Origin of the sequence: Amycolatopsis sp. GA6-003 (assembly GCF_046267895.1) — a bacterium.
Lineage (GTDB): Bacteria > Actinomycetota > Actinomycetes > Mycobacteriales > Pseudonocardiaceae > Amycolatopsis.
Window position 1 is genome coordinate 4,316,805 of sequence record NZ_CP176499.1, and the last position, 23,391, is coordinate 4,340,195.

The window sequence follows — 23,391 nt, forward strand, 5'->3', positions numbered from 1 at the left end:
CCGGCACGGCCCAGCCCCGCGCGCCAAGCAGAACGGCTCGCCTCGCCCGGCGCGCCAACCTGCACGGCCCACCTAGAGCACCAATCGACGCAGCCTGGCCCGACCGCCCAGCAACCCAATCGACGCGGCCCGGCTCGAGCCGCCCGCGCACCAATCAGGACGTTCCAGCACAGCCTGCCTCGCCCAGCACGCGAGCCAGCATGACCAGGCGCGGACCATCCCGCCCAGCACGCCGACCGGCACAGCCCGACGCCACCTGCGGACCGATTAGCACGACCTCGCGCGGACCGCCCGCGCTAACCGGCGTGCCCCGGCTTGGCCCGCTCTGGCCAGCACGCCAACCTGCACAGCCCAGCTAGGCCCGCTCCGCCCTCACGCCAATCGGCACAACCCGGCTTGGCCCCGCCCTGCCCAGCACACCAATCAGCACAACCCGGCTTCGCCCGCCAGCACACCAACCTGCACGGCCCCGCTTGGCCCGCTCCGCCCAGCAGGACAACCTGCACGGCCCCGCTTGGCCCGCTCCGCCCAGCAGGACAACCTGCACAACCCAGCTAGGCCCGCTCGGCCCACGGCACCAATCGGCACGCACCCGGCACAGTCCGCCCAGCGCACCAATCAACACAACTCGGCACGCCCACCACACCAACCGGCACAACCCGGCGCGGCGCAAACCACCCCAAACTCAGCCCTCCGTATCACCGCCCAGCCAACTCACCCCAGCCATCACCCACCAGGACCACATCAGCCCCCCTCACCCCCACCCGTCCTGAGTGCCGGACTGGGCGTTGGGGGCCATCAGCGAGAAGCCCGCCCCCTGGTCGTCCGTCGCGACCACCATTCGGCCGTGTGGCGTGTCCACCGGCGGGCTCACCACGGTCCCGCCCAGTTCGGTGATTCGCGACGCCGACTTGTCCGCGTCCGCGGTCCAGAAGTAGGTCACCCACCCGGGTTGCGCGGGGCTGTCCGAGGACAGCTCGCCAAGGCCGCCGACCGGGCGGCCGTCGACGTCCAGAGTCGCGTACGTGAAACCTGGCCCCGACATGTCGCCGAAGCCGTACCCGAACACATCCCCGTAGAACTGCTTCGCCGCGGCGAAATCGCGGGTCATGCATTCGTTCCACGCCGGGGCCCCGGGCGTCAGCGTGACCTGCGTTCCGGAATGCCGGCCCGGCTGCCAGAGGCCGAACGTCGCGCCGGTCGGGTCGGTCGCGATGGCCATCCGGCCCTCGGTCAGGACGTCCATCGGCGGGGCTACCACCTGTCCGCCCGCCTCCGCGATCGCGGTCACTGTCTTGTCCACATCGGACACTGACAGGTACGTCGTCCACGTCGGCGGCATGCCTGCCTGCTCCGGCGGGAGCTGGCCGATTCCCGCCACCGGCTTGCCGCCGATCTGCGCCATTCCGTAAAACCCGGTCTCCGGGCCGCCGGATTCGACTGTCCAGCCGAGCAGCGACTCGTAGAACGCGACCGCCTTGTCGCGGTCCGGCACCATCAAGTCGCCCCAGCACGGGGTGCCCGCGGGCCACGGTTCTGTCCTGGTGATCATGGGTGCCTCCCGGAATTGTGCCAACCGCCACAGTGTCGCACCGGGGACCGACAAAAACCGGGGCGGCTTTTCAGCGCCCGCCGTTGACCAGGTGGGCGTACACGATGATGTTGTCCACATAGCTGTGCTCGGCCCGGTCGAACGCGCCGCCGCAGGTGATCAAGCGCAGTTGCGGGTCCGAAGTGTCCCCGTAGACCGCGTCGGTCGGGAAGACGTCCTTGGGCACCTGGTCCACTTTGGTCACCTCGAAGTGCGCGGTGGTGCCATCGCGGCGGGCGATGTCGACGTCGTCTCCCGGCTTCATTTCCTTGAGCCGGTAGAAGATCCCTTTGTGCTTGTTTCCGTCCACGTGTCCGAGCACGACCGCGGGGCCGACCTCGCCGGGCGTCGGGCCGTTTTCGTACCACCCGGCCTGCAGCGGCGTGCTGACCGGCGGTACTTGCACCGTATTGTCGGGATTGAGACCCAGCGGCACCAGGCTGGAATGCGCGTCGATGCGCGGGATGTCCAGCGAAACCGGCTCCGATTTCGGCATGCCGGCCGCCGAAACGGACGGAGCGCTGGAGGCGGGCGCCGCGGTCGTCGACCCGACCGAGCATCCGGTCAGCAGCGCGGCGAGCGCGACGGACGCCGCGGCGAGTGTCTTCCTCATCGTCATTCCCCCGATCCGCCCCAGGCCTGGCCGCGAGAAAGCGAGAAACCGAGAAAAGCAGCCAGGCCCTGGAGACTAGTCAGCCACGCCGGCGACGCGCCGCCACCAGTCCGGTGCCGCCGAGGGCGAGCACGCCCATCGCGCCGGCCGCGATCGGCAGGCCGAGGTTCGACTGGTCGTCCGCGACCGGGCCGTCCGTGCCGCCGGCCTGCGGCGCGCCGGACGGGACCTTGCTGACCTGCTTCGGCGCGGGAGCGGTCGGCTTGGGGGAGGGCTTCGCGCCCAGCACGGTGAACTTCGTGGTGACGTCGGCGCTGCCGCACGAGAACGAAACCTGGTACGTCCCGGGCTTCACCCCGCTGCGGACGGTCGCGGTGCCCTGCGAAATCGGGGCCTTGGCCGGGTCGTTCTGCGGACCGGCCGGGTGCAGCTTGCCGAACTGCAGCGCCGCCGACTTCAGGTTCTTGATCTCCGAGGCCTCGCAGCCGACGCGCACCGTGACGCGGTCCCCGGCGTGGCCGGACGACGGCAGCACCCGGATGAACGCCTTGGGCACGCCGGCGTCGCCGTCCGGCGGTTCCTCGGTGGGGGACGAGGGCGGCGTGGTGGCGGTGCTCGTCGTGGGCGGCGTGGTCGGCGCCTCCGCGGCGAAAGCCGGTGCGGCCGAAAGCATTCCGGCGGCGACGAGGGCAGAGAAAACAACGGTACGCTTCATGACACTCCCCTTGCTGAAAATACGATTCACCCCGCAGGAAAACAGCGGCGAATCCGCGCCCGGCCGGCAGTTCCCCCTGCGGCCCGGGCGTTTTCGTTCCGACAACCACCAAGACGTCTCCGCCCGCCGCGGGGTTGCCCCGGGAACGAAAAAACCGCCGGAAACAATTTTCCGGCGGTTTTCGGCAAGCATGGACGATTAGCCGGCGAGGCTCCCGTCGCCCGCTTTCGCCGCGCCCTTGGGCACGCGCGACACCTGCGCGGCGGGCACGGTGAACGTCGCGCTGTACTGCTTCCCGGCGCACGTGAGGGTGAGCGGATAGCTGCCGGGTCCGGTGCCGGGCACCAGGTCCGCGTGCGCGCTCATCGTGGCCTTCACCCCGACCATCTCGCCGTAGAAGTACTGGGAGAACTTCAGCACGGGCGAGCTGAACTCCGCCGTGCCCGCGTTCGCCCCCGGGCAGTAGGCGAACGCCTGGTTCGGCTCGGAGCCGCGCTGGTAGGCGTTCACGTGGCCGTGCAGCACCGCGGTGTCCCGGTTCAGCTGCACGGTCACCGGATCCGGAGCCGGACCGTCCGCCGCCACCGCCGGAACCGCTGTCCCGGCCAGTCCGATCGCCGCCGCCACCGCGAAAATCGCGCTCTTGCGCACCCTCGTCCCTTCCCCGTGCCGCACCTGGTCACCCCGCAAGACGCGAGCTGCGGCGCGGGGTTGCCCGGACGCGGGAAATCAGTCCAGATCGTCGTGCCGCATGAGCTGACGGCCCGCTTCGGTGATCGACCCGGACAGCGACGGGTACACCGAGAACGTCAGCGCCAGGTGATCCACCGTCAGCTGGTTCTGCACGGCCAGCGCGATCGGCAGGATCAGCTCGCTCGCCGACGGCGCGACCACCACGCCGCCGACCACCACGCCGGTGGCGGGGCGGCAGAAGAGCTTCACGAAACCGCGGCGCAGGCCTTCCATCTTCGCGCGCGCGTTGGTGGCCAGCGGCAGCATGATCGTGCGCGCCGGCACCTCGCCGGAGTCGATCGCCTGCTGGCTGATGCCGACGGTCGCGATTTCCGGGTGGGTGAAGACGTTCGCCGCGACGGTCTTGAGCTTGATCGGCGCGACGCCCTCGCCCAGCGCGTGCCACATCGCGATGCGGCCCTGCATGCTCGCCACGGACGCGAGCATCAGCACGCCGGTGCAGTCGCCCGCCGCGTAGACGCCGGGCACGCTCGTGCGCGACACCCGGTCCACCGCGATGAAGCCGCCAGGCCCGGGCTCGATGCCGACGCGGTCGAGGCCGATGTCGGCGGTGTTCGGGATGGACCCGACGGTCATCAGCGCGTGGCTTGCCTCGATCACGCGACCGTCGGCCAGGTGAACTTCGACGCCTTTCTCGGTGCGCTCGACGCGTTCCGCCCGGGCCTGCTTGGCCACCGTGGTGCCGCGCTGGGTGAAGACCTCTTCGAGCACCGCGGCGGCGTCGGCGTCCTCGTGCGGCAGCACGCGGTCCCGGCTGGACACGACGGTGACCTTCACGCCCATCTCGGTGTACGCGGAGGCGAACTCGGCGCCGGTGACGCCCGAGCCGATCACCGCGAGGTGCTCGGGCAGCTCGGTGAGGTCGTACAGCTGCCGCCAGTCCAGGATCCGCTCGCCGTCCGGCACCGCGCCGGGCAGCACGCGTGGGGTGGCCCCGGTGGCGATCAGCACGACGTCCGCGGACAGCGATTCGACTTTTCCGTCGGAGTGCGTGACTTCCACCGTGTGGGTGGCCAGGCCGGGCTCGTCGTCGGCGAACCGGGCCTCGGCGGTGATCACGCGAACGCCCTCGCGCTGCACGCGGGCGCGGATGTCGGCCGACTGCGCGAGCGCGAGGCCTTTCACCCGGCCGTGCACGGTCGGCAGGTCGACGGTGGTGTCCGCGAGGTCGGTGTTGATGCCGAGCTCGCCGAGGTCGTGCATCTTCGCGAGCGCGCCGGACGAGGCGATGAACGTCTTCGAGGGCACGCAGTCGTAGAGGACACAGGCACCGCCCAGGCCGTCCCGCTCGACGATCGTCACGTCGGCGCCGTGCTGCGCCGCGACCAAGGCGGCTTCGTAGCCCGCCGGGCCGCCACCCATGATCACGATCCTGGTCACCTGGGTCCTCCTCTGTCACACGTGCTTGGCGGTGGCCTCGACCCTACGCGGCGAGCCTGACCGGCAAGCGAAGTGCCCGGACACGGCATGTGCATCCGATCGGGGAGAACAGAGGTCGCTAGGCTGTGCCGCGTGCCGTTGTATGCCGCTTACGGATCCAACATGGAGCCCGCCCAGATGCTGGAGCGCGCCCCGCACTCGCCCATGGCAGGCACCGGCTGGCTGGAAGGCTGGCGGCTGACCTTCGGCGGCGAGGACATCGGGTGGGAAGGCGCGCTGGCCACCATCGTCGAGGACCCGTCGTCGCGGGTGTTCGTGGTGCTGTACGACGTGACCGCGCTCGACGAGGAACGCCTCGACCGCTGGGAAGGCGGCGAGCTGGGGATGCACACGAAGATCCGGCTGCGGGTCCAGACGATGGACGGCTCGGTGCTGGCCTGGCTGTACGTCCTGGACGCCTACGAGGGCGGCCTGCCCTCGGCGCGGTATCTCGGGGTGCTGGCGGACGCCGCGGAGGCGGCCGGGGCCCCGGCGGATTACGTGGACGATCTGCGCACCCGGCCGTGCACCGGGATCAGCGGCTGACGCCTTCCGCTTGACGGTCCGTGAGGGGAACCTTCACGGACCGTTTGCGTCCGGCGTTCAGCCGTTCGAGAGACGAAGCAACCCCGCCGTCCCGACCTCGCCGCGGGCTGCCTGGAACGCTCGTTTCCGGAGTCATCCACACCCGCCTAGCAGAGGGCCGAAAGTTGTCCCCAACGGTGCCTCCCTGTGGATAACTCTGCGTCTCCGGACGATTCCCCGGCCCGCCGGACAGCCGTCCAATACCACACGGCAGAGGCTCACCCACACGGGCATCCGGCACCTCAGTGCGCAGGAAAAATCGCGGTGCGTCACCGAAGACGACGGCAGAAATCAGGTCAACGACGGGTCGCGAACGGCCCCGGATTTCGCCAAAGCCGTTGCCGCGCAACACGAACTCCACCTTCGGGAGCCAACGGACCACCGTCCCGCCCGGGCAGCACGGAAGTCCGAATTGACTCTCGGTAAGCGCACCGCAGCGGAGCACCGGCGGTCTAGACCACGCCGCGTAACTCCCCGCTGACACCCCCGGACGAGGGGTACCTCTCACCCGCCCAAGTTATCCACATTGGCGCGGCCCCTGTGGATAACTCAGGCCAGCGAAGCCAGCGCGGTGTGCACCAAAGTGCGCACTCCGACGAGCAGCGCGCGCTCGTCGAGGACGAACGTCGGGCGGTGGATGTCGGCCTGCGGTGCGGGCGGGCCGGACCACACGCCGAGCCGGGCGAAGGCCCCGCTGACGTGCTCCAGGTACCAGCCGAAGTCCTCGCCGCCGGACGACTGTTCCGTCCCGGCCAGCCCCGCTTCGCCGACCGCCGCCTCGACGCCCGCGCGCATCAGCGCGGTCGACTCCGCGTCGGAAACGACGGGCGGCACGCCGCGCCGGTAGTCGAGCGAGAAGCCGACGCCGGTCGGGGCCAGCAGCGATTCCACCGACGACGCGACGAGCGGCTCCAGCGCCTTCCACACCTCGTGGTCGGCGGTCCGCAGCGTGCCGCGCAGGACGCCGTCCTGGGGCACCGCGTTCGCGGCCTGCCCGGCGTGCACCGCGCCCCACACCAGCACCGTGCCGGACCGCGGGTCGACGCGCCGGGACAGCACCGACGGCAGCGACGTGATGACCGTGCCGAGCGCGTACACCAGGTCCGCGGTCAGATGCGGCCGCGAGGTGTGCCCGCCGGGCGAGGTGAGGCGCAGTTCGATGAGGTCGGCGGCGGACGTCAGCGCGCCGACCCGGGTGCCCACCTTGCCCGCTTCGAGCCGGGGGTCGCAGTGCAGGCCGTAGATCCGCTCGACGCCCTCCAGCGCTCCCGCGGCGATCATGTCCAGCGCGCCGCCGGGCATGACCTCCTCGGCGGGCTGGAAGATCAGCCGCACGCGGCCGGGCAGCTCGGGCGCGCCGGCCAGAGCGCGGCCGGCGCCCAGCAGGATCGCCGTGTGCGCGTCGTGGCCGCACATGTGCGCCGCGCCCTCGGTGGTGGAGGAATACGGCAGGCCGGTGTCCTCGGTCAGCGGCAGCGCGTCGATGTCCGCGCGCAGCGCGACGCAGCGCTCGCCCTTGCCGATGTCGCACACCACGCCGGTGCCGCCGGGCAGCACCCACGGCTTCAGCCCGACGCGACGCAGCAACGAGACGATCAGCTCGGTCGTCGCGAACTCGTCGCGCGACAGCTCGGGGTGGGCATGGATGTGCCGCCGCCACGCGAGCACGTCCGTCGCGTTCGCGCGCAGCCAGTCGTCCAGCCAGAACGGGCCGCGGCCCGCGCCAAGGTCTTCCACCGGAGCCATGCTGACGCCGGCGTCGGTCACCAGCGCGCCGGGCGCCGCGATCGGGTTGTGGTCGCCTGGAACGTCCGGCCGTGAATCCAGCACCGTCACGCCGCACCTCCTCCCGCAACACGAGCGCAGGGGAACACGCAACGTGCCAATCGATCTGTCTTACGCATCGCAGTCGATCGTGCACCATGCAGGTGGCAAGCGGCGGTGCGGTGCGCTCCGACCAAGACGGCCGGTAGAAGATCTGCGGCGAACGGCTGACGAAGTTCGGCGTGGGTGAACGCCGGAAAGCTCAGCCGCCCTGGGCCTTGCGCCGCTTGATGCGGTGGCGGCGGCCGAAGAACACGATGGCGAGCAGCACCACCGCGGCGCCGCCGGCGATGAGGTTCTTCTTCGTCTTGTCGGCGTTGGCCTTGTCGGTCTGCGACGGGTCGAGCACCGGTCCCGGCGGGGCCTGGCGAAGCGCGTTCACCTGCGTGATCGCCGTCTCAGCCGCCACGGTGACCGAGGCCGGAGCCGAGGTCGCCGCGGCCGCCGCCGCCGGCAGCGTCCCGGTGAGCAGCACGCCGAGCAGACCGGCCAGCAGCAGTCCCCGCACCTTCGCCATGACTTCCCTTCTACGCCGTCCCCGTGCATTGTGCCCGTCGGAACGCGGACGCGTCAGCCGCCACGCGGTGGAGCCGGGTCCGCTCGCCCCGTGCCGACGACCGTCGGGCGCAACCAGCCCCTAAGACGGTCAAAAGCCACTTGTGCGCAGAGCGTTTTCTCTTCTTGGACAACGTTCAAGAAGAGGGTTCGGCGAACGCGGCCAGAATCCGCTGCGCGGCCAGCGTGGCGGTGAGTTCCCCGTCGCGCACCGCTCGTTCCACGTCGGAGACCTGCGCGCGGACCGCCGGATGCGCGGTGAGCCGGTCGAGCAGCTGCTCGCGGACCATCGACCACGTCCAGTCGACCTGCTGCCGTTTGCGCCGTTCGCCAAGATCACCCGATTCGGTGAGCACCTCGCGGTGCTTCCCGATCGCCGCCCACACCTCGTCGAGGCCGCTGCCTTCGAGCCCGCTGCACGTGAGCACCGGCGGCGTCCAGAGCGCGTCCTTGCCGTAGATCATCCGCAGCGCGCCCTGCAGCTCGCGCGCGGCGCGCTTGGCGTCGCGTTCGTGCGGTCCGTCGGCCTTGTTGACGGCGATGACGTCGGCGAGTTCCAGCACGCCCTTTTTGATGCCCTGCAACTGGTCGCCGGTGCGCGCCAGGGTCAGGAAGAGAAAACAGTCGACCATGTTCGCCACGGTCACCTCGGACTGCCCGACCCCGACCGTCTCCACCAGCACGACGTCGAAGCCGGCCGCCTCCATCAGCACGATCGTCTCGCGGGTGGCGCGGGCGACGCCGCCGAGCGTGCCGGACGTCGGCGACGGCCGGATGAACGCCTTCGGGTCGACCGCCAGCCGTGCCATCCGGGTCTTGTCGCCGAGGATCGAACCGCCGGTGCGGGTCGAGGAGGGGTCGACGGCGAGCACCGCGACCCGGTGCCCGGCGGTGGTGAGGTCGGTGCCGAGCTGGTCGATAAATGTCGACTTGCCGACTCCGGGTACGCCGGTGATGCCGACGCGCTGCGCCCCGCCTGCGTGCGGGAGCAGCTCGACCAGCAGCTCCTGGGCTTGCCGCCGGTGGTCCTCGCGGTGCGATTCGACCAGCGTGATGGCCTTGGACAGGGTCCCCCGGTCGCCCGCGAGCACGCCCTTGGCGTATTCGCCGACGTCGATCCGCCGCGGCAAGGCTCAGGACTCCTGCGCGGCCAGCTGCTGGAGCAGGTCGATCGCGGCGTCCGCGAGCACCGTGCCCGGGCCGAAGATCGCCGCCGCTCCCGCTTCGCGCAGCTCGGGATAGTCCTGCGGCGGGATCACGCCGCCGACCACGACCATGATGTCCTCGCGGCCCAGTTCGGCCAGCTCGCGGCGCAGCGCGGGCACCAGCGAGAGGTGCCCGGCGGCCAGCGAGGACACGCCGATCACGTGCACGTCGGCTTCGGACGCCTGGCGGGCGACCTCGGCCGGGGTGGAAAACAGCGGGCCGACGTCGACGTCGAAGCCGAGGTCGGCGAAGCCGGTGGCGATCACCTTCTGGCCGCGGTCGTGGCCGTCCTGGCCCATTTTCGCGACGAGGATGCGCGGACGGCGGCCTTCCTCTTCGGCGAATTTGTCGACCAGCTCGCGGGCCTTCTCGACGTTGTCCGACTTCCCCACCTCTTCCCGGTACACGCCGGAGATCGTGCGGATCTGGCCGGAGTGGCGGCCCCAGTTCTTCTCCAGGGCGTCGGAGATCTCGCCGACGGTGGCCTTCGCGCGCGCGGCGTCGATGGCCAGTTCAAGCAGGTTGCCGTTGTTCTGCGCGCCTTCGGTGAGGCGGCGCAACGCGTCCTCGGTGGCCTGCGGGTCGCGTTCTTCGCGCAGCCGACGCAGCTTCTCCAGCTGCTGCGCGCGTACGCCCGCGTTGTCGACCTTCAGCACGTCGATCTGCTCGTCGTCGGTGACCTGGTACTTGTTCACGCCGATGACCGGCTGTCGTCCCGAGTCGATGCGCGCCTGCGTACGCGCGGCTGCTTCTTCGATACGCAGCTTCGGGATGCCTTCGTCGATCGCGCGCGCCATGCCGCCCGCGCTCTCGACTTCGGTGATGTGGCCCCACGCCTTGCGCGCGAGGTCGTACGTGAGCTTCTCGACAAACGCGCTACCGCCCCACGGGTCGATAACGCGCGTGGTGCCGGATTCCTGCTGCAGCAACAGCTGTGTGTTGCGCGCAATCCGTGCGGAGAAGTCGGTGGGCAACGCGAGCGCTTCGTCAAGAGCGTTGGTGTGCAACGACTGCGTGTGCCCCTGGGTGGCGGCCATCGCTTCGACGCACGTACGCGTGACGTTGTTGAAGACGTCCTGCGCGGTAAGCGACCAGCCGGACGTCTGAGAGTGCGTACGCAGCGACAGCGACTTCTGCGACTTCGGATCGAACTGCTTCACCAGCTTCGCCCACAGCAGGCGCGCGGCGCGCAGCTTCGCCACCTCCATGAAGAAGTTCATGCCGATGGCCCAGAAGAACGACAGCCGCGGCGCGAACTTGTCGACGTCCAACCCCGCGTCGACGCCCGCGCGGATGTACTCGACGCCGTCCGCGAGCGTGTACGCCAGCTCCAGGTCGGCGGTCGCCCCGGCCTCCTGCATGTGGTAGCCGGAGATCGAGATCGAGTTGTACTTCGGCATGTGCTGCGAGGTGTAGGCGAAGATGTCGGAGATGATCCGCATCGACGGCTGCGGCGGGTAGATGTAGGTGTTGCGGACCATGAACTCCTTGAGGATGTCGTTCTGGATGGTCCCCGCGAGCTGCTCCGGCTTCACCCCCTGCTCCTCGGCCGCGACGACGTAGAGCGCGAGCACCGGCAGCACCGCGCCGTTCATCGTCATCGAGACGGACATCTTGTCCAGCGGGATGCCGTCGAACAGCTGGCGCATGTCGTAGATCGAGTCGATCGCCACGCCGGCCATGCCGACGTCGCCGGACACGCGCGGGTGGTCGGAGTCGTAGCCGCGGTGCGTCGCGAGGTCGAACGCGACCGACAGGCCCTTCTGCCCGGCCGCGAGGTTGCGGCGGTAGAAGGCGTTCGACTCCTGCGCGGTGGAGAACCCGGCGTACTGGCGGATCGTCCACGGCTGGTTGACGTACATCGTCGGGTACGGCCCGCGCAAGTACGGCGCGATGCCCGGGTACGTGTTCAGGAAGTCCACATCGGACAGATCGGCGGCGGTGTAGACCGGCTTCACGCCGATGCCCTCGGGGGTTTCCCAGGCCAGCGCGTCCGGGCCCTTGCCGGTGGCGTCCTGCACGGCCTGCGCCCACGCCGCGCGGTCGCCCGGTTCCGGCTTGCCGAGCGGGATGTCGGCGAAATTCGGGATGCTCATGCGGAGACTCCCAGCTGTGCGTGGAGGCTGGTCAGGATTTCGAGCGCGTCGCACCCGGCGTACAGATTGCCGCTGATTCCGTCGTAGGTTCCCTTGCCCGCCAACAGAACGCTGTCCGCGCTGAGCGACGCCGCGACGGACGCGGCCTGTTCCTCGTACGCCGCGTCGGTGCCGCACACGCAGGCGATTTTCGCGCCGCTCTCGCGGAACGCGCCGGGCAGGTCGTCGGTCGCGCCGGGGTTCACCGCCTCGATGCCGCCCGCCTGCAGCAGGTTCGTCGCGAAGGACGCGCGGGCGGTGTGCGCGGCGACCGGCCCCAGCGTGGCCAGGAAGACCTTCGGCCGCTCGCCGTGCTTGGCGAGGTAGGCGTCGGACGCGTCGCGCAGTTTCTCGTACTCCTCGGCGTACCGGTGCCGCGGCAGTCCTCCGTCCACAGTGGACGGAAGCGGTTCGCGGGCGACCGGCCTTTCGTCCAGGTTCGGGAATTCGCTGACGCCGGTGAGCGGATCGCGCCGGGTGGCGAGGCGGCTCGCGCGCTTCTGCCAGGTCTGCGCCAGCCGTCCGGCCAGCGCGCCGGAGGCCAGCTCGGCTTCGATCCCGCCCGCGGCCTCGATCGCGGTGAACTCGCGCCACGCGGCTTCGGCGAGTTCGTCGGTGAGCTTCTCGACGTACCAGGAGCCGCCCGCCGGGTCGATCACGCTGCCCAGCTTCGACTCTTCGATGAGGATCGCGTTGGTGTTGCGGGCGATCCGCGAGGAAAACGCGTCCGGCAGGCCGATCGCCGCGTCGAACGGCAGCACGGTGACCGCGTCCGCGCCGCCGACTCCGGCCGCGAAACAGGCCACGGTGGTGCGCAGCATGTTCACCCACGGGTCGCGCTGGGTGAACATCGACGGCGACGTGACCGCGTGCTGGTGCATCCCGCGGGCTTCCGCGGCCGCACCGGAGACTTCGAGGACGCGGTCCCACAGCCGGCGCGCGGCGCGGAACTTGGCGATGGTGAGGAACTGGTCCGCGGTCGCGGCGAGCCGGAACTCGATCTGCGCGGCGGCCGCGGCGACGTCCAGCCCCGCCTCGGTGAGCGCACGCAGATAAGCGACGCCGGACGCGATCGTCGCGCCGAGTTCCTGCGCGTCGGAGCCGCCTGCCTCGTGAAACGGCAGTCCGTCGGCGACGATCGTGCGCACCTTCGGGTACTTGGGGGCAACCTTCGCGGCCAATTCGGCGGCCGGGCCGAGCGGAAGAGAACGCCCCGTCCGCGCCGAGGTGCCGATCGGGTCCGCACCGAGCGTGCCGACGGCTTCGCTGGCCGGGATCTCGCGCTCGGCGAAGAGGTCAAGAAGCGCCTGAGCGGCGGTTTCGTACTCCGCGCCGGCGTCGAGGACGATCGGCGCGAGACCGACGTACACCTCGTTCAGCGCGTCCGCGAGCGCGGAAATCGGAAGCGAACCCTCGCCGAGCCGCAGCCACACCGAGGACGCGCCGCCTTCGAGGTCGGCGAGGATCGCCGCGTTCGCCGCGCGGACGTCCTCGCGCTGGTGCCGGACCCGGATGTCCCACCCGGTGTCGACGACGCCCTCCGGCCGGGCCCCGCGCACGAACGGCGGCAGCCCCGGGAAGCCGAGGTCGCCGCTCGCGTCGTCGGCGGTGTACAGCGGCTGGATCTCGATCCCGTCGTAGGTGCGAGAGACGAGCTTGCTCTCCGGCGCGCCCGCGAAATCCTCTGGGAGCCTGCCGCTCTTGCGCAGCACTCCCGCCACCAGCTCCTGCCACTGGGCGCGGTCCGCGGCGGGGAACTCCGCCGCGAGCGCGAGCCCGGGCTCGGAGTGCGGCGCCGACTCCGGACCAGCCACGTTCGTCATACCCAGTGATGGTAGAGGCAGGCCACCACCCGCACCTGTGACTCTGCTCGCCCCCCGTACGGGTGAACTCAGGGGTAGCGGTGCTGGGTCGAACAGTGCCGGTGCCGTGGGCCACAATCATGGGGTGCCCTCGGAGAACAGCGACCTGGACCAGCCCGGCAACACCGACAGCACCGGCTCCGCGAACGCCGAGCCGTCGACCGGCGGCGAGCAGCAACGGGTAGTCGCCGGACGCTATCGGCTGCGGTCGGTTCTGGGGTCGGGGTCGATGGGCACGGTCTGGTCGGCTTACGACGAGTTCCTGCACCGCCCGGTCGCGGTCAAGGAGATGAAGGTGCCGCCGGGCATCCCGGCGGAGCAAGCGGACGAACTGCGCGAGCGCACGCTGCGCGAGGCACGGGCGATCGCGGTGCTGTCGCATCCGAACGTGATCACGCTGCACGACGTCGCCCGCGAGAACGACGCGCCGTTCGTCGTGATGGAACTGCTGCCGTCGCGGAGCCTCGCGCACCTGCTGCGCGACCACGGTCCGCTGACGGTCGAACAGGCCGCGGCGGTCGGCATCGCGGTCGCCGCCGCGCTCGAAGCAGCCCACGACGCGGGAATCACGCACCGCGATGTGAAGCCGGGCAACGTGCTGGTGGCCAGCGACGGCCGGATCAAACTGACCGACTTCGGCATCGCCCGCAATGTCTCCGAAGCCACCATGACCAGGACCGGGATCATGCTCGGTTCGCCCGCCTACATCTCGCCGGAAGTGGCTTCGGGCGGCGCGGTCACCCCCAGCGCCGACCTGTGGGGCCTGGGCGCGACGCTGTTCGCCGCCGTCGAGGGAGCACCCCCGTACGACGCGGACGGCGACCCGCTGGAAACCGTCGGCAAGGTCGTGAACGGCAAGGTCCCGCGCCCGAAGCCGGGTCCGCTGGCCGACGTCATCACCGCGTTGATGAAGAAGGAGCCGGAAAAGCGGATCTCCCTGCGCGAGGTGCGCCACCGGCTGTACCCGCTGCAGAACAAGGCCGCACTGGACCTCTTCGGCCCGGAGCTGTTCCGCACGCCGGACGGCAAGAAGACGGCCGCCCACCTGGACGCCACCGACACCCAGGTGATCAAGACGGTCGCCCCGAAACCGGACTCGCCGGACCAGCCCGCCGCGCTGGCCGCGGACCCGGGCCCGCTGCCGTTCCTGCGCTCGGGAAACACCGGCTCCGCCCCTGCTCCGCAGCTGCCGCCCCCGCCGCCGCTGCCCGCCCCGCTCCCGCCGCCGCCCCCACGCCGCAGCGGCAAAGCGACGGCACTGCTGGCGGTCGCCTCCATGGTCCTGTTCGCCCTGGCCTGCGGCGGCGGGTTCGCACTGGCCCGCGTGGTGAGCGGCCAGGACCTGCTGCCGCCGCAAGGCCCGGAAACCGGAGTGCTGGCCACCCTGGGCACAGTCGGAGGCTCCGCACAGCCGCTGAAGCTGATACCGCAGCACGCCAACGCAAGCTCGACGGCAAACGTCACGCGAGACAGCGAATACACCCTCTCGGTCCCCGAAGGATGGCAACGCTTCATCGCGTCGAGGAAATCAGTATTCGGCACCTCGACGGTAGTGCAATACCTTTCCCCGGACGGCCGCCAATCCCTGCGCCTGGAACGCATCCCGAACTTCTACGAGAAGTATTCGGAACACGACGCGGTAGAAGCACTGCGCCTGGCCTCGTCCCAGGATTCGTTCACCATCGCCCAGCCGGAACACGAAACCCCCAACGGCACCGAACTGACCTACCGAGCAGTGGAACGAGCACAAAACCACTCGGCAAAACCAGACACGGTAATCACCCGGGCAACCTTCGCCCTGATCAAGCAATCAGGAACCGCGGCCTGGCTGCTCTCCCTGACAGTCCCGTCAGAACAAGAAGACACCGGCTCCGCAACCTTCAGCCAAATAGCCCCGACACTGTCTTTCCCAGCGTCTTCATAACCGCACCAAAACACCACACCCAACCAAGCAGCCAGCCCCCGCCCTGCACCCCGATACGAAGCCTCCCTGCGGTTCGGGGGTGCTTGTCAAGGCATCTTTCCCGCCTTGACAAGCACCCCCGAACCGTCAGCACAATGGACTTCGGGGTGCCGCGCAACCGCTCCGGACGCAATGTCGCCGCCAGGCGACGAGCCGCCCGCGAGCACTCACTCCGAATACCGCCGCGCAGTCTCCGCGGCCTGCGCCAACCTCCGCAGCCCCTCGAACAACCGATCCCCCAAAACAGTCCCCACCACCGCGGCCTCGACAATCCGATCCATCGAAACCCCAGCCTCGAGCGTATCCAAATCAGCCTCCGCGATCCGATCGGCGACCTCCGCGTAACGCCCGATCTGATCCAGCAAAGCCTGATGCCCCAACGCCCGGACAGTGCACACAGTCCCCACTAACGATTCCGCCACCGGATTGTCGTCCCCGAACTTCCACCCGTGCTCCCGGGCCAGCGCGGACAACAGCTCCCAGGCCCACTCCCGGTCCTCGGCGGAAACCTCGACCACGGCCCCGGTCAACGCCCGCTGCATCACCCCGAGCACGTTGTACGCGGCCCGGTCGGAATCCACCGCCGCGACCACCTCCCGCACGGTCGCCACGGACAACCCCCCGACCTCGACCAGCGCCCGGATCAGCTTCAGCCGCCGCACGTGCTCCTCGCCGTAGCGAGCCTGGTTCGGGCTGGTCCGCTCCCCGGCCGGGAGCAGCCCCTCCCGCAGGTAGTACTTGATCGTCGCCACCGGGATCCCGGACTCGGCGCTCAGCTCTGCCATCCGCACCCGCTCGACCCTACTTCCGGGAAAAACCCTGAGGACTTCTCAGTATGGATAGTTTAACTTCCCATAACGGAGAGCTTCACTATCCATTCTGGGAGGACCACCATGACCACCACCGTCGACCCGCCGCCGACGCTGACCACCGCACGGCTGCGCACCTGGCACCGCCCGTCGCTGTGGTTCGCCGCGGCGATGGGCGTCGCGACCGTGCTGACCGTCGCGGCGATGCTGCTCGACCACCGGACCCTGCTCGGCGCGCCGGTGTGGGCGAAGCCGTTCAAGTTCGCCGTCTCCGGCGGGCTCTACTACTTCACCTGGAGCTGGCTCGTCTCGTTGCTGCGCGGCAGGCTGCGCAAGGTCGCGAGCGTCGCGACGACCGTCTCCGTCGTGCTGTTCGCCGCCGAGTACGTGGCGATCGTGTTCCAAGCAGCTCGCGTCCGGCCTAGCCACTTCGCGAACACCTCGCCGTTCGACGCCGCGCTGTTCCAGGCCATGGGCGTGATGGTGGCCGGGCTCTGGCTCGCCACGCTGGTGACCACCGTCGTGCTCATGTTCACCCGCATTGAAGACCGCGCGGTGTACTGGGCAGTGCGCACCAGCGCGGTCGTCGCCCTGATCGGTGCCGGTCTCGGCGCGACCATGACCCGGCCGACCCCGATCGAACGGGCCGAGATCAAAGCCACCGGGCATTCCGACCTCATCGGCGCGCACAGCGTCGGCGTCGCGGACGGCGGCCCCGGTCTTCCGCTGCTCGGCTGGAGCACCACCGGCGGCGACCTGCGGATCGCGCACTTCGTCGGCCTGCACGCGCTGCAAGCGTTGCCGCTCTTGGCCTTCGGGCTCGCGGTGCTCGCGACGCGGCTTCCCCGGCTGCGCGAAAGCGCGGTGCGGGTGCGGCTGGTCTGGACGGGTTCGGTCGGCTATGCGGGACTCGTCGCCCTGATCCTGTGGCAGGCCGAACGCGGCGAACCGCTCATCTACCCGAGCGGCACGACGCTGGCCGCCGCCGGCCTGCTGGTCGGCGTCATCGCGGCGGCTGCCGCGGCGTCGGTGCTGGCACCGGTCCGGAAGGCGGTCCGGTGAGCGACCTGACCGTCTTCGCCTGGACGTTCCCGGTCGCGGTGCCGTTCTGGGCGCTGATGATCTTCCTGCCCGGATGGCGCGGCACCCGCCGAGTCCTGGCCTCGCCGTGGGTGCCGTTGCTGCCGCTGGTCTGGTATTTCGTGCTGGCGATCCCGCATTTCGGCGAACTGTGGCATGCGATGCAACGGCCGGATCTCGGGGTGCTGCAAGGATTTCTGAGCACGTCGTACGGGGCCGCGCTGGTCTGGGCGCAGCTCATCGCGTTCGACCTGTTCATCGCCCGCTGGATGTTCTTCGAGGCGCGCACGCACCGGATCCCGTGGTGGATCGTCAGCCCGCTGCTTCTGCTGACGATCTTCCTGTCGCCGTTCGGCCTGGTCGCGTTCCTCGTCGTGCGCGGCGCCCGGATACGCTCGGCGGCATGAGCAACCTGGAGGAGGCGGCCGCGGCCGTCATCGCCGAGCGCACCGGCGTCGAGAAGCACGACATCGCCGTGGTGCTCGGTTCGGGCTGGCGTCCGGCCGCGGACGTGATCGGAACCGCCGACGCGGAGATCCCGTTCGGCGAACTGCCGGGCTTCACCCCGCCCGGAGCCGTCGGCCACGGCGGCACGGTGCGGTCACTGCGGATCGGCGACAAGCGCGCGCTGGTCCTGCTCGGCCGTACGCATTTCTACGAGGGCAAGGGCATCGACCCGGTCGTGCAGAACGTGCGCACGGCCGCGGCGGCGGGCGCGCGGACAGTGCTGCTCACCAACGCGGCGGGCGGGCTGCGCGCGGGCATGAACGTCGGGCAGCCGGTGCTGATCTCCGACCACCTCAACCTGACCGCGCGTTCGCCGATCGTCGGCGCGCACTTCGTCGACCTGACCGATCTCTACTCCCAGCGGCTGCGCGATCTGGCGCGGGAGATCGACGGTTCGCTGGAGGAAGGCGTGTACGCGGGCCTGCCCGGGCCGCACTTCGAGACGCCCGCCGAGATCCGGATGCTGCGCACCATGGGGGCCGACCTGGTCGGCATGTCGACCGTGCTGGAGGCGATCGCCGCCCGCGCGGCCGGGCTCGAGGTGTTCGGGCTGTCGCTGGTCACGAACCTGGCCGCGGGCATGACCGGCGAGCCGCTCAACCACGAGGAAGTCCTCGAGGCCGGACGGCAGTCGGCGACGCGGATGGGTTCGCTGCTGAAGGAACTCGTCGACCGCGCGTGAGCCTCGTGAGTGCTGGCGCCGGTTCTAACCGGCGCCAGCACTCACGACTCAGGCGTACTGCGGCAGCTGCGCGGCCAGTTCCTCCGGCGAAGGCATCCCCGCGACCTCCGCGGCCAGCTCGCGCACGACGTCCGCCACCGTGCGATCGGCCAGCAACCGGCCGGCCGTCTCGCGGACCGCGTCCGTCGTCAGTTCGTCGCCGACCAGCTTCGCACCTGCACCGGCTTCGACCACGGCGTCCGCGTTGGTGAACTGGTCCGCGCCCTGCGGCAACAGCAGCTGCGGCACCCCCGCGCCGAACGCGCCCAGCGTGGTCCCGCTTCCGCCGTGGTGCACCACCAGATCGACGTGCGGCAGCAGTTCCGACTGCGGCACCCACGCCTCCAGCCGCACGTTCGACGGCACCTCCCCGAGCGCCGCGACGTCGACGGCCGGGCCGGTGGCCACCAGCACGTCCACGTCCAGCGAAGCCAGCCCCTGCAACGCCGCGGTCAGCAGGTGCGCCTGGCTGGCCCCGGTGGTGCCGAGCGTCAAATACACCAGCGGACGGCCGCGGTCCCGGCCTTCGATGCCGGACGGCAGGTCGCCCGGTTCGCTCCAGCCGACCGGGCGCAGCGGCACGCGGTTGGCCTCGGCGAGGAACTCCGGCGCCTGCACCGACGGCGGGCAGATGTCCACGAACGGATGGCCCCAGAACAGCCGGTTGCTGCCGGCGAGTCCGACTTCCGCGGCGAAGGCGTCGATCTGGTCGCTGATGTGCTCCATCGGGCCGCCGGAGGACACCCGGCCGAATCCGTGCCCGACCGCGGGAATCCCCGCCCGGTGCGCGGCGAACGCGCCGCCCGGATTGCCCATTTCGTACACGACCAGGTCCGGTTTCCGCTCGGCGAGCACCGGGGCGAGGTCGGTCATGAACCGGCTCGGCAGCAGCCGTCCGAAGGCCTTGCCGATCGCCTCGTTCAGCTCGTCCGGCGGGACCTCGTAGCGGCTGCGGGTGTCTCCGGCGAAGACCTCGCCGAAGGCTTCCTGCAGCGTCAGCCCGGCGGCGACGGGTTCGAGCCCGGCCTTTTCCAGGCTCGGGTGGAAGTCGGGCGCGGTCGCGTAAACCACGTCGTGGCCAGCGTCGCGCGCGGCGACGGCGAGCGGCAGCAACGGATAGAGGTGTCCGTAAGACGCGAGGGAAGTGAAAAGAATGCGCACCACCCGAGCGTATCGTCAGCCGCTACCCGGTTTCCCGATCCGCGTAAGCTGGCCCGGGTGTCCGACAGCCTCGATTCCCGCCTCCGCGATTCCGTCTACCGCTGGATCACCGACGACCCGGATCCGGCGTCGCGCGAGGAACTGACCGCCTCCCTCGCCCGCGCGATGGGCAAGGAGCCCGGCGCGATCGAGGAGATCGCCGACCGGATGGCCGGACCGCTGGAGTTCGGCACCGCGGGGCTGCGCGGGCCGGTGCGCGCGGGTCCGAACGGGATGAACGTCGCGGTCGTCACGCGGACCACCGCGGGCGTCGCAGCGTGGCTCGCCGCGCAGGGGCACGCGGGCGGCGTGGTCGTGGTCGGCCGCGACGCGCGGCACGGTTCGGAAGCGTTCGCCACGGCCGCCGCCGAGGTGCTGACCGCCGCCGGGTTCGCGGTGAAGGTGCTGCCGCAGCCGTTGCCGACGCCGTTGCTGGCGTTCTCGGTGCTGCACTACGGCGCGGTCGCCGGCATCCAGATCACCGCGTCGCACAACCCGCCCGCGGACAACGGATACAAGCTTTACGACTCCACCGGCGGACAGATCGTGCCGCCGTCCGACGGCGAAATCGAGCGCGCGATCCAGTCCGCCCCGGCCGCCCGGAGCGTTCCGCGCTTGCCCGGGGCCGAGATCGTCGACCCGCGCGAGGCGTACCTGTCCGCGGTCGGCGCGCTCCCCCGCGGCACGACGCGCGAGCTGCGGATCGCCGCGACGGCCCTGCACGGCGTCGGCGCGGAAACCCTGCGGGCCGCGCTGTCCCGCGCCGGTTTCACTGACGTGCACCTGGTTTCCGCCCAGTCCGAACCGGACCCCGACTTCCCCACCGTCTCGTTCCCGAACCCCGAGGAACCCGGCGCGACCGATCTCCTGCTGGCTCTGGCGTCCGAAGTGGACGCTGACCTGGCGGTGGCGCTCGACCCGGACGCCGACCGGTGCGCGCTCGGCGTCCGCGGCCCGGACGGCTGGCGGATGCTGCGCGGCGACGAGACCGGCGTCCTGCTCGGAGCACACCTTCTGTCCACAACGGACAATCCGGATCCGTTGGTGGCCACCACGATCGTGTCCTCTTCGCTGCTCGGCGAAGTGGCGAAGGAAAAGGGCGCGCGCTACGCGGAAACGCTGACCGGGTTCAAATGGCTGGTCCGCGCGGGCGAGGGGTTGGTGTTCGCCTACGAGGAAGCGCTCGGGCTGTGCGTGAATCCGAGTTTTGTTCGCGACAAGGACGGCATCGCCGCCGCGGTCGCGGGCGCGGACCTGGCCGCGACGCTCAAGGCCGAAGGCCGCACGCTGCTGGACGTGCTCGACGACATCTCGACGCGGCACGGTGTGCACCTCACCGACCAGGTGTCGTTGCGGGTCACCGATCTTTCCGTGCGCGGACGGCTCATGGCCGCGTTGCGTTCGAACCCGCCGGCCACGCTCGGCGGGGTGCCGGTGACGCTCGAAGACCTCCTGCCGGACGCCGACGTGCTCCGGCTGAGCGGCGACGGCGTGCGCGTCGTGGTGCGGCCGTCCGGCACGGAACCGAAACTGAAGGCGTACCTGCAAGTGGTGGCTCCGGTGACCGGCGGGCTCGCCGACGCGCGGCGCAGCGCGACGGAAGTGCTCGACGCGGTCCGCGAGGAGATCACCGCGCTGCTGCGCTGACGGGAGAACCATGCCAACGTTGCTGATCGTGCACCACACGCCGTCGCCGTCGATGCAGGCGATGTTCGAGGCCGCGCTCGCCGGCGCGAAGCATCCGGACATCGAAGGCGTCGACGTCGTCCGCCGTCCCGCGCTCGGCGCGACGGTGGCCGACGTGCTGGCCGCGGACGGCTATCTCCTGGGCACGCCGGCGAACCTCGGCAGCATGAGCGGCGCGTTGAAGCACTTCTTCGACACCGTGTACTACCCGTGCCTGGACGCGACGAAGGGCCGTCCGTTCGGGGCGTACGTGCACGGCAACAGCGACACGTCCGGGACCGTGCGGCAACTCGACGCGATCACGACCGGGCTCGGCTGGACCCGGGTGGCCGAGCCCGTGCTCGTGACGGGCGAACCGGACAAAGCCGCGCTGGAAGCGGTGACCGAACTCGGCGGAACCCTCGCCGCGACGCTCATGTGAGCGGCCGGGCGGGCCGGAAGCCGTACCAGGGAAAGTAAAGAGGCCTGTCACCGGAAGCCCTGGGGGTCGACCTCCGGCAACAGGCCAATCGAGGGTTCGCAACGAAGGCGATCAACCTCGACTACGCAAGGGTACTACAAAGAACGGATCATGACGACCCTGCGATGACAACCAAGCGTGCTCGATTCAACTCCGAGGGCGCCGACCAGGGCCGTCCAGCGTGAGAAACCTGGATTCCGGACCGCCCGCGTCCCGGTCAGCGGGCCACCCCCGCCCCGTCCGGCCCAACGGACCGGCCCCGGAGTGTCCATTGTGGATAGAGCGGCGCGGCGGCTGATTCATCGACAGCCGACTGCGGTGGGTGACGAAACCGCACCGGATCCGCCACTCGGCGGATAAAGAAGGCGGGCACCGGCCCGAAGACCGGCGCCCGCCCCGGGAAATCAGGCAGGCGAGACCATCCCGAGCACCGTCGCCGGCACGTCGGCCACCGCGACCTGCTGCTGTTCGCGGGTGGCCAGGCTCCGGACGGTCACCCGGCCGGCCGCCCAGTCCTCCTCGCCCACGATCACGACCGCGACCGCGCCCGCCTTGTCCGCGCGGGTGAGCTCCTTGCCCAGTTTGCGCAGTTCCAGCGGGGTCGACGTGCGCAGTCCCGCCTTGCGCAGCGCCGTCGCGACGTCGCGGGCCGGGTCCGCCAGCTCCTCGGTGACCGGGATGACCGTGACGTCGACCTCGCTGCGCGGCCGCGGCGTGAGGCCGTGCGTGTCGAGGAAGTCCATCAGCGTCACGTCGCCCATGCCGAACCCGATGCCGGAGATCTGCTCCTTCGTGAACATCGAGGCGAGGTTGCTGTACCGGCCGCCGCCGAACAGCGCCCGGCGGTTCTGCGGCGAGGTGTCGAAGACCTCGAACACGGTCGACGTGTAGTACGCCAGCCCGCGCACGATCAGCGGTTCGTACCGGACCAGGCTCGCCGCGCTGCTGGAGAGCACCTTGACCAGGTTCGATTCGGCCTTGACCGTCTCGGGCAGCTCGTCGAGCAGCGCCGGGCCGGAACCAAGGGTCTCGGCGAGCTTCTCGTACTGCTTGTCCGACAGCCCGATCTCGGCGGCGCTCGCCGCGTGGTCCTCGGCCGAGGTCTTCTCCCACCGGTCGACGAGCGCGAACACCTGCGGCAGGTGGTCCGGCGAGATGCCGACGACGTCGGTCAGCGCCGACGACAGCAGGTTCCGGTCGTTGACCCGCACCGCGAACATGTCCGAAGTCGCGCCGACCGCTCCCATCAGGTCGTGGATCAGCTCGAACATCTCGATCTCGCAGTTCGCGCTTTCCGAACCGAAGATGTCGGCGTTGATCTGCCAGTGCTCGCGCACGCGGCCGCGCTGCGGACGCTCGTAGCGGTGGCAGTTCGGGTGGCTGTACCAGCGCACCGGGAACGACAGCGATTTCGCGTGGCCGGCGATCATCCGGGCCACCGAGGGCGTCATCTCCGGGCGCAGCGCGAGCCGCTCGCCGCCGCGCGTGGTGAGCGTGTACAGCTGCTGGTCGGCGATCTCCTGGCCGGACTTCCGCTCGTAGACCTCCGCCTGCTCCAGGATCGGGCCGTCGTAGCGGAGGTAGCCGTAGCGCTCCAGCACGTCGTAGAGATGGCCGAACACCTGCGTGCGGACGGACATTTCGGCGGGGAGGAAGTCTCGGGTCCCCTTGACAGGCGCGGTTGACAGGTATTCAGGCACGTCATCC

20 protein-coding genes are annotated in these 23,391 nt (G+C 70.3%); 7 read left to right on the plus strand and 13 right to left on the minus strand.

Features of this window, described 5'->3' with window-relative positions:
• Nucleotides 1–754: 754 nt before the first annotated feature.
• The 5 genes from F9C12_RS19055 to F9C12_RS19075 all read right to left on the minus strand — a co-directional run bounded on the left by F9C12_RS19055 (nt 755) and on the right by F9C12_RS19075 (nt 5,052).
• Nucleotides 755–1,552: a VOC family protein gene (locus F9C12_RS19055; protein ID WP_409466774.1), complete on the minus strand. Its 798-nt coding sequence runs from the start codon at nt 1,550–1,552 to the stop codon at nt 755–757.
• A gap of 70 nt (nt 1,553–1,622) precedes the next feature.
• Complete coding sequence (locus F9C12_RS19060; protein ID WP_409466775.1) at nt 1,623–2,204, minus strand: class F sortase; 582 nt, start codon at nt 2,202–2,204, stop codon at nt 1,623–1,625.
• Between the two features lie 79 nt (nt 2,205–2,283).
• Nucleotides 2,284–2,919, minus strand: a complete 636-nt coding sequence (locus F9C12_RS19065; RefSeq protein ID WP_409466776.1) for a hypothetical protein — start codon at nt 2,917–2,919, stop codon at nt 2,284–2,286.
• Nucleotides 2,920–3,117: 198 nt separating this feature from the next.
• The gene (locus F9C12_RS19070) at nt 3,118–3,570 is read right to left on the minus strand and encodes a hypothetical protein (RefSeq protein WP_409466777.1); all 453 of its coding nucleotides are present in this window, start codon (nt 3,568–3,570) and stop codon (nt 3,118–3,120) included.
• A gap of 78 nt (nt 3,571–3,648) precedes the next feature.
• Entirely contained in the window at nt 3,649–5,052 is a 1,404-nt protein-coding gene (locus F9C12_RS19075) for an NAD(P)H-quinone dehydrogenase (protein WP_009072684.1), read from the minus strand.
• A gap of 132 nt (nt 5,053–5,184) precedes the next feature.
• Between F9C12_RS19075 and F9C12_RS19080 the strand changes: the two genes are divergently transcribed.
• Nucleotides 5,185–5,637, plus strand: a complete 453-nt coding sequence (locus tag F9C12_RS19080; protein WP_183124553.1) for a gamma-glutamylcyclotransferase — start codon at nt 5,185–5,187, stop codon at nt 5,635–5,637.
• A 588-nt stretch (nt 5,638–6,225) separates the two neighbouring features.
• Here the strand turns inward: F9C12_RS19080 and F9C12_RS19085 are convergent.
• The 5 genes from F9C12_RS19085 to F9C12_RS19105 all read right to left on the minus strand — a co-directional run bounded on the left by F9C12_RS19085 (nt 6,226) and on the right by F9C12_RS19105 (nt 13,219).
• Nucleotides 6,226–7,512: an amidohydrolase gene (locus F9C12_RS19085; RefSeq protein ID WP_409183308.1), complete on the minus strand. Its 1,287-nt coding sequence runs from the start codon at nt 7,510–7,512 to the stop codon at nt 6,226–6,228.
• A 190-nt stretch (nt 7,513–7,702) separates the two neighbouring features.
• Complete coding sequence (locus F9C12_RS19090; RefSeq protein ID WP_409183309.1) at nt 7,703–8,017, minus strand: hypothetical protein; 315 nt, start codon at nt 8,015–8,017, stop codon at nt 7,703–7,705.
• 175 nt (nt 8,018–8,192) lie between these two features.
• Nucleotides 8,193–9,185, minus strand: coding sequence for a methylmalonyl Co-A mutase-associated GTPase MeaB (gene meaB, locus F9C12_RS19095; protein ID WP_409466778.1), 993 nt, complete (start codon nt 9,183–9,185; stop codon nt 8,193–8,195).
• A 3-nt stretch (nt 9,186–9,188) separates the two neighbouring features.
• On the minus strand, nt 9,189–11,357 hold the full coding sequence (gene scpA, locus F9C12_RS19100; protein ID WP_409466779.1) for a methylmalonyl-CoA mutase: 2,169 nt from the start codon (nt 11,355–11,357) through the stop codon (nt 9,189–9,191).
• Nucleotides 11,354–13,219: a methylmalonyl-CoA mutase family protein gene (locus tag F9C12_RS19105; protein WP_409466780.1), complete on the minus strand. Its 1,866-nt coding sequence runs from the start codon at nt 13,217–13,219 to the stop codon at nt 11,354–11,356. Before F9C12_RS19105 ends, scpA begins: the two co-directional genes overlap by 4 nt.
• A gap of 268 nt (nt 13,220–13,487) precedes the next feature.
• Between F9C12_RS19105 and F9C12_RS19110 the strand changes: the two genes are divergently transcribed.
• Nucleotides 13,488–15,182, plus strand: coding sequence for a serine/threonine-protein kinase (locus F9C12_RS19110; RefSeq protein ID WP_409467032.1), 1,695 nt, complete (start codon nt 13,488–13,490; stop codon nt 15,180–15,182).
• 206 nt (nt 15,183–15,388) lie between these two features.
• Here the strand turns inward: F9C12_RS19110 and F9C12_RS19115 are convergent, their stop codons facing one another.
• A complete protein-coding gene (locus F9C12_RS19115) occupies nt 15,389–16,006 on the minus strand; it encodes a MerR family transcriptional regulator (protein WP_409467033.1) in 618 nt (205 codons plus the stop codon).
• 108 nt (nt 16,007–16,114) lie between these two features.
• Here F9C12_RS19115 and F9C12_RS19120 point away from each other — a divergent pair, with 108 nt between their 5' ends.
• From F9C12_RS19120 to F9C12_RS19130, 3 genes are read left to right on the plus strand one after another with little or no spacing between them, the layout of a single operon-like run.
• Nucleotides 16,115–17,092: a hypothetical protein gene (locus F9C12_RS19120; RefSeq protein ID WP_409466781.1), complete on the plus strand. Its 978-nt coding sequence runs from the start codon at nt 16,115–16,117 to the stop codon at nt 17,090–17,092.
• On the plus strand, nt 17,089–17,517 hold the full coding sequence (locus F9C12_RS19125; RefSeq protein ID WP_409466782.1) for an ABA4-like family protein: 429 nt from the start codon (nt 17,089–17,091) through the stop codon (nt 17,515–17,517). Before F9C12_RS19120 ends, F9C12_RS19125 begins: the two co-directional genes overlap by 4 nt.
• Nucleotides 17,514–18,299 (plus strand): purine-nucleoside phosphorylase, encoded by a 786-nt coding sequence (locus F9C12_RS19130; protein ID WP_409466783.1) that lies wholly within the window; start codon nt 17,514–17,516, stop codon nt 18,297–18,299. Before F9C12_RS19125 ends, F9C12_RS19130 begins: the two co-directional genes overlap by 4 nt.
• A 48-nt stretch (nt 18,300–18,347) precedes the next feature.
• On the opposite strand, the gene F9C12_RS19135 is transcribed toward F9C12_RS19130, so the two are convergent.
• Nucleotides 18,348–19,499 carry a glycosyltransferase gene (locus F9C12_RS19135; protein ID WP_409466784.1) on the minus strand — a complete coding sequence of 384 codons (1,152 nt, stop codon included), beginning with the start codon at nt 19,497–19,499 and terminating at the stop codon, nt 18,348–18,350.
• A 57-nt stretch (nt 19,500–19,556) separates the two neighbouring features.
• Between F9C12_RS19135 and F9C12_RS19140 the strand changes: the two genes are divergently transcribed.
• The gene (locus F9C12_RS19140; protein ID WP_409466785.1) at nt 19,557–21,185 is read left to right on the plus strand and encodes a phospho-sugar mutase; all 1,629 of its coding nucleotides are present in this window, start codon (nt 19,557–19,559) and stop codon (nt 21,183–21,185) included.
• 10 nt (nt 21,186–21,195) lie between these two features.
• Entirely contained in the window at nt 21,196–21,645 is a 450-nt protein-coding gene (locus F9C12_RS19145) for a flavodoxin family protein (RefSeq protein ID WP_409466786.1), read from the plus strand.
• Nucleotides 21,646–22,088: 443 nt separating this feature from the next.
• On the opposite strand, the gene hisS is transcribed toward F9C12_RS19145, so the two are convergent.
• Nucleotides 22,089–23,384: a histidine--tRNA ligase gene (gene hisS / locus F9C12_RS19150; protein WP_409466787.1), complete on the minus strand. Its 1,296-nt coding sequence runs from the start codon at nt 23,382–23,384 to the stop codon at nt 22,089–22,091.
• Nucleotides 23,385–23,391: the final 7 nt, after the last annotated feature.

Coding starts and splice junctions, on each gene's coding strand:
- F9C12_RS19110 (WP_409467032.1), top strand. CDS start 13,488: ATGGGCACGGTCTGGTCGGCTTACGACGAGTTCCTGCACCGCCCGGTC.
- F9C12_RS19065 (WP_409466776.1), bottom strand. CDS start 2,919: ATGAAGCGTACCGTTGTTTTCTCTGCCCTCGTCGCCGCCGGAATGCTT.
- scpA (WP_409466779.1), bottom strand. CDS start 11,357: ATGAGCATCCCGAATTTCGCCGACATCCCGCTCGGCAAGCCGGAACCG.
- F9C12_RS19090 (WP_409183309.1), bottom strand. CDS start 8,017: ATGGCGAAGGTGCGGGGACTGCTGCTGGCCGGTCTGCTCGGCGTGCTG.
- F9C12_RS19055 (WP_409466774.1), bottom strand. CDS start 1,552: ATGATCACCAGGACAGAACCGTGGCCCGCGGGCACCCCGTGCTGGGGC.
- F9C12_RS19105 (WP_409466780.1), bottom strand. CDS start 13,219: ATGACGAACGTGGCTGGTCCGGAGTCGGCGCCGCACTCCGAGCCCGGG.
- F9C12_RS19130 (WP_409466783.1), top strand. CDS start 17,514: ATGAGCAACCTGGAGGAGGCGGCCGCGGCCGTCATCGCCGAGCGCACC.
- F9C12_RS19145 (WP_409466786.1), top strand. CDS start 21,196: ATGCCAACGTTGCTGATCGTGCACCACACGCCGTCGCCGTCGATGCAG.
- F9C12_RS19120 (WP_409466781.1), top strand. CDS start 16,115: ATGACCACCACCGTCGACCCGCCGCCGACGCTGACCACCGCACGGCTG.
- F9C12_RS19060 (WP_409466775.1), bottom strand. CDS start 2,204: ATGAGGAAGACACTCGCCGCGGCGTCCGTCGCGCTCGCCGCGCTGCTG.
- F9C12_RS19115 (WP_409467033.1), bottom strand. CDS start 16,006: ATGGCAGAGCTGAGCGCCGAGTCCGGGATCCCGGTGGCGACGATCAAG.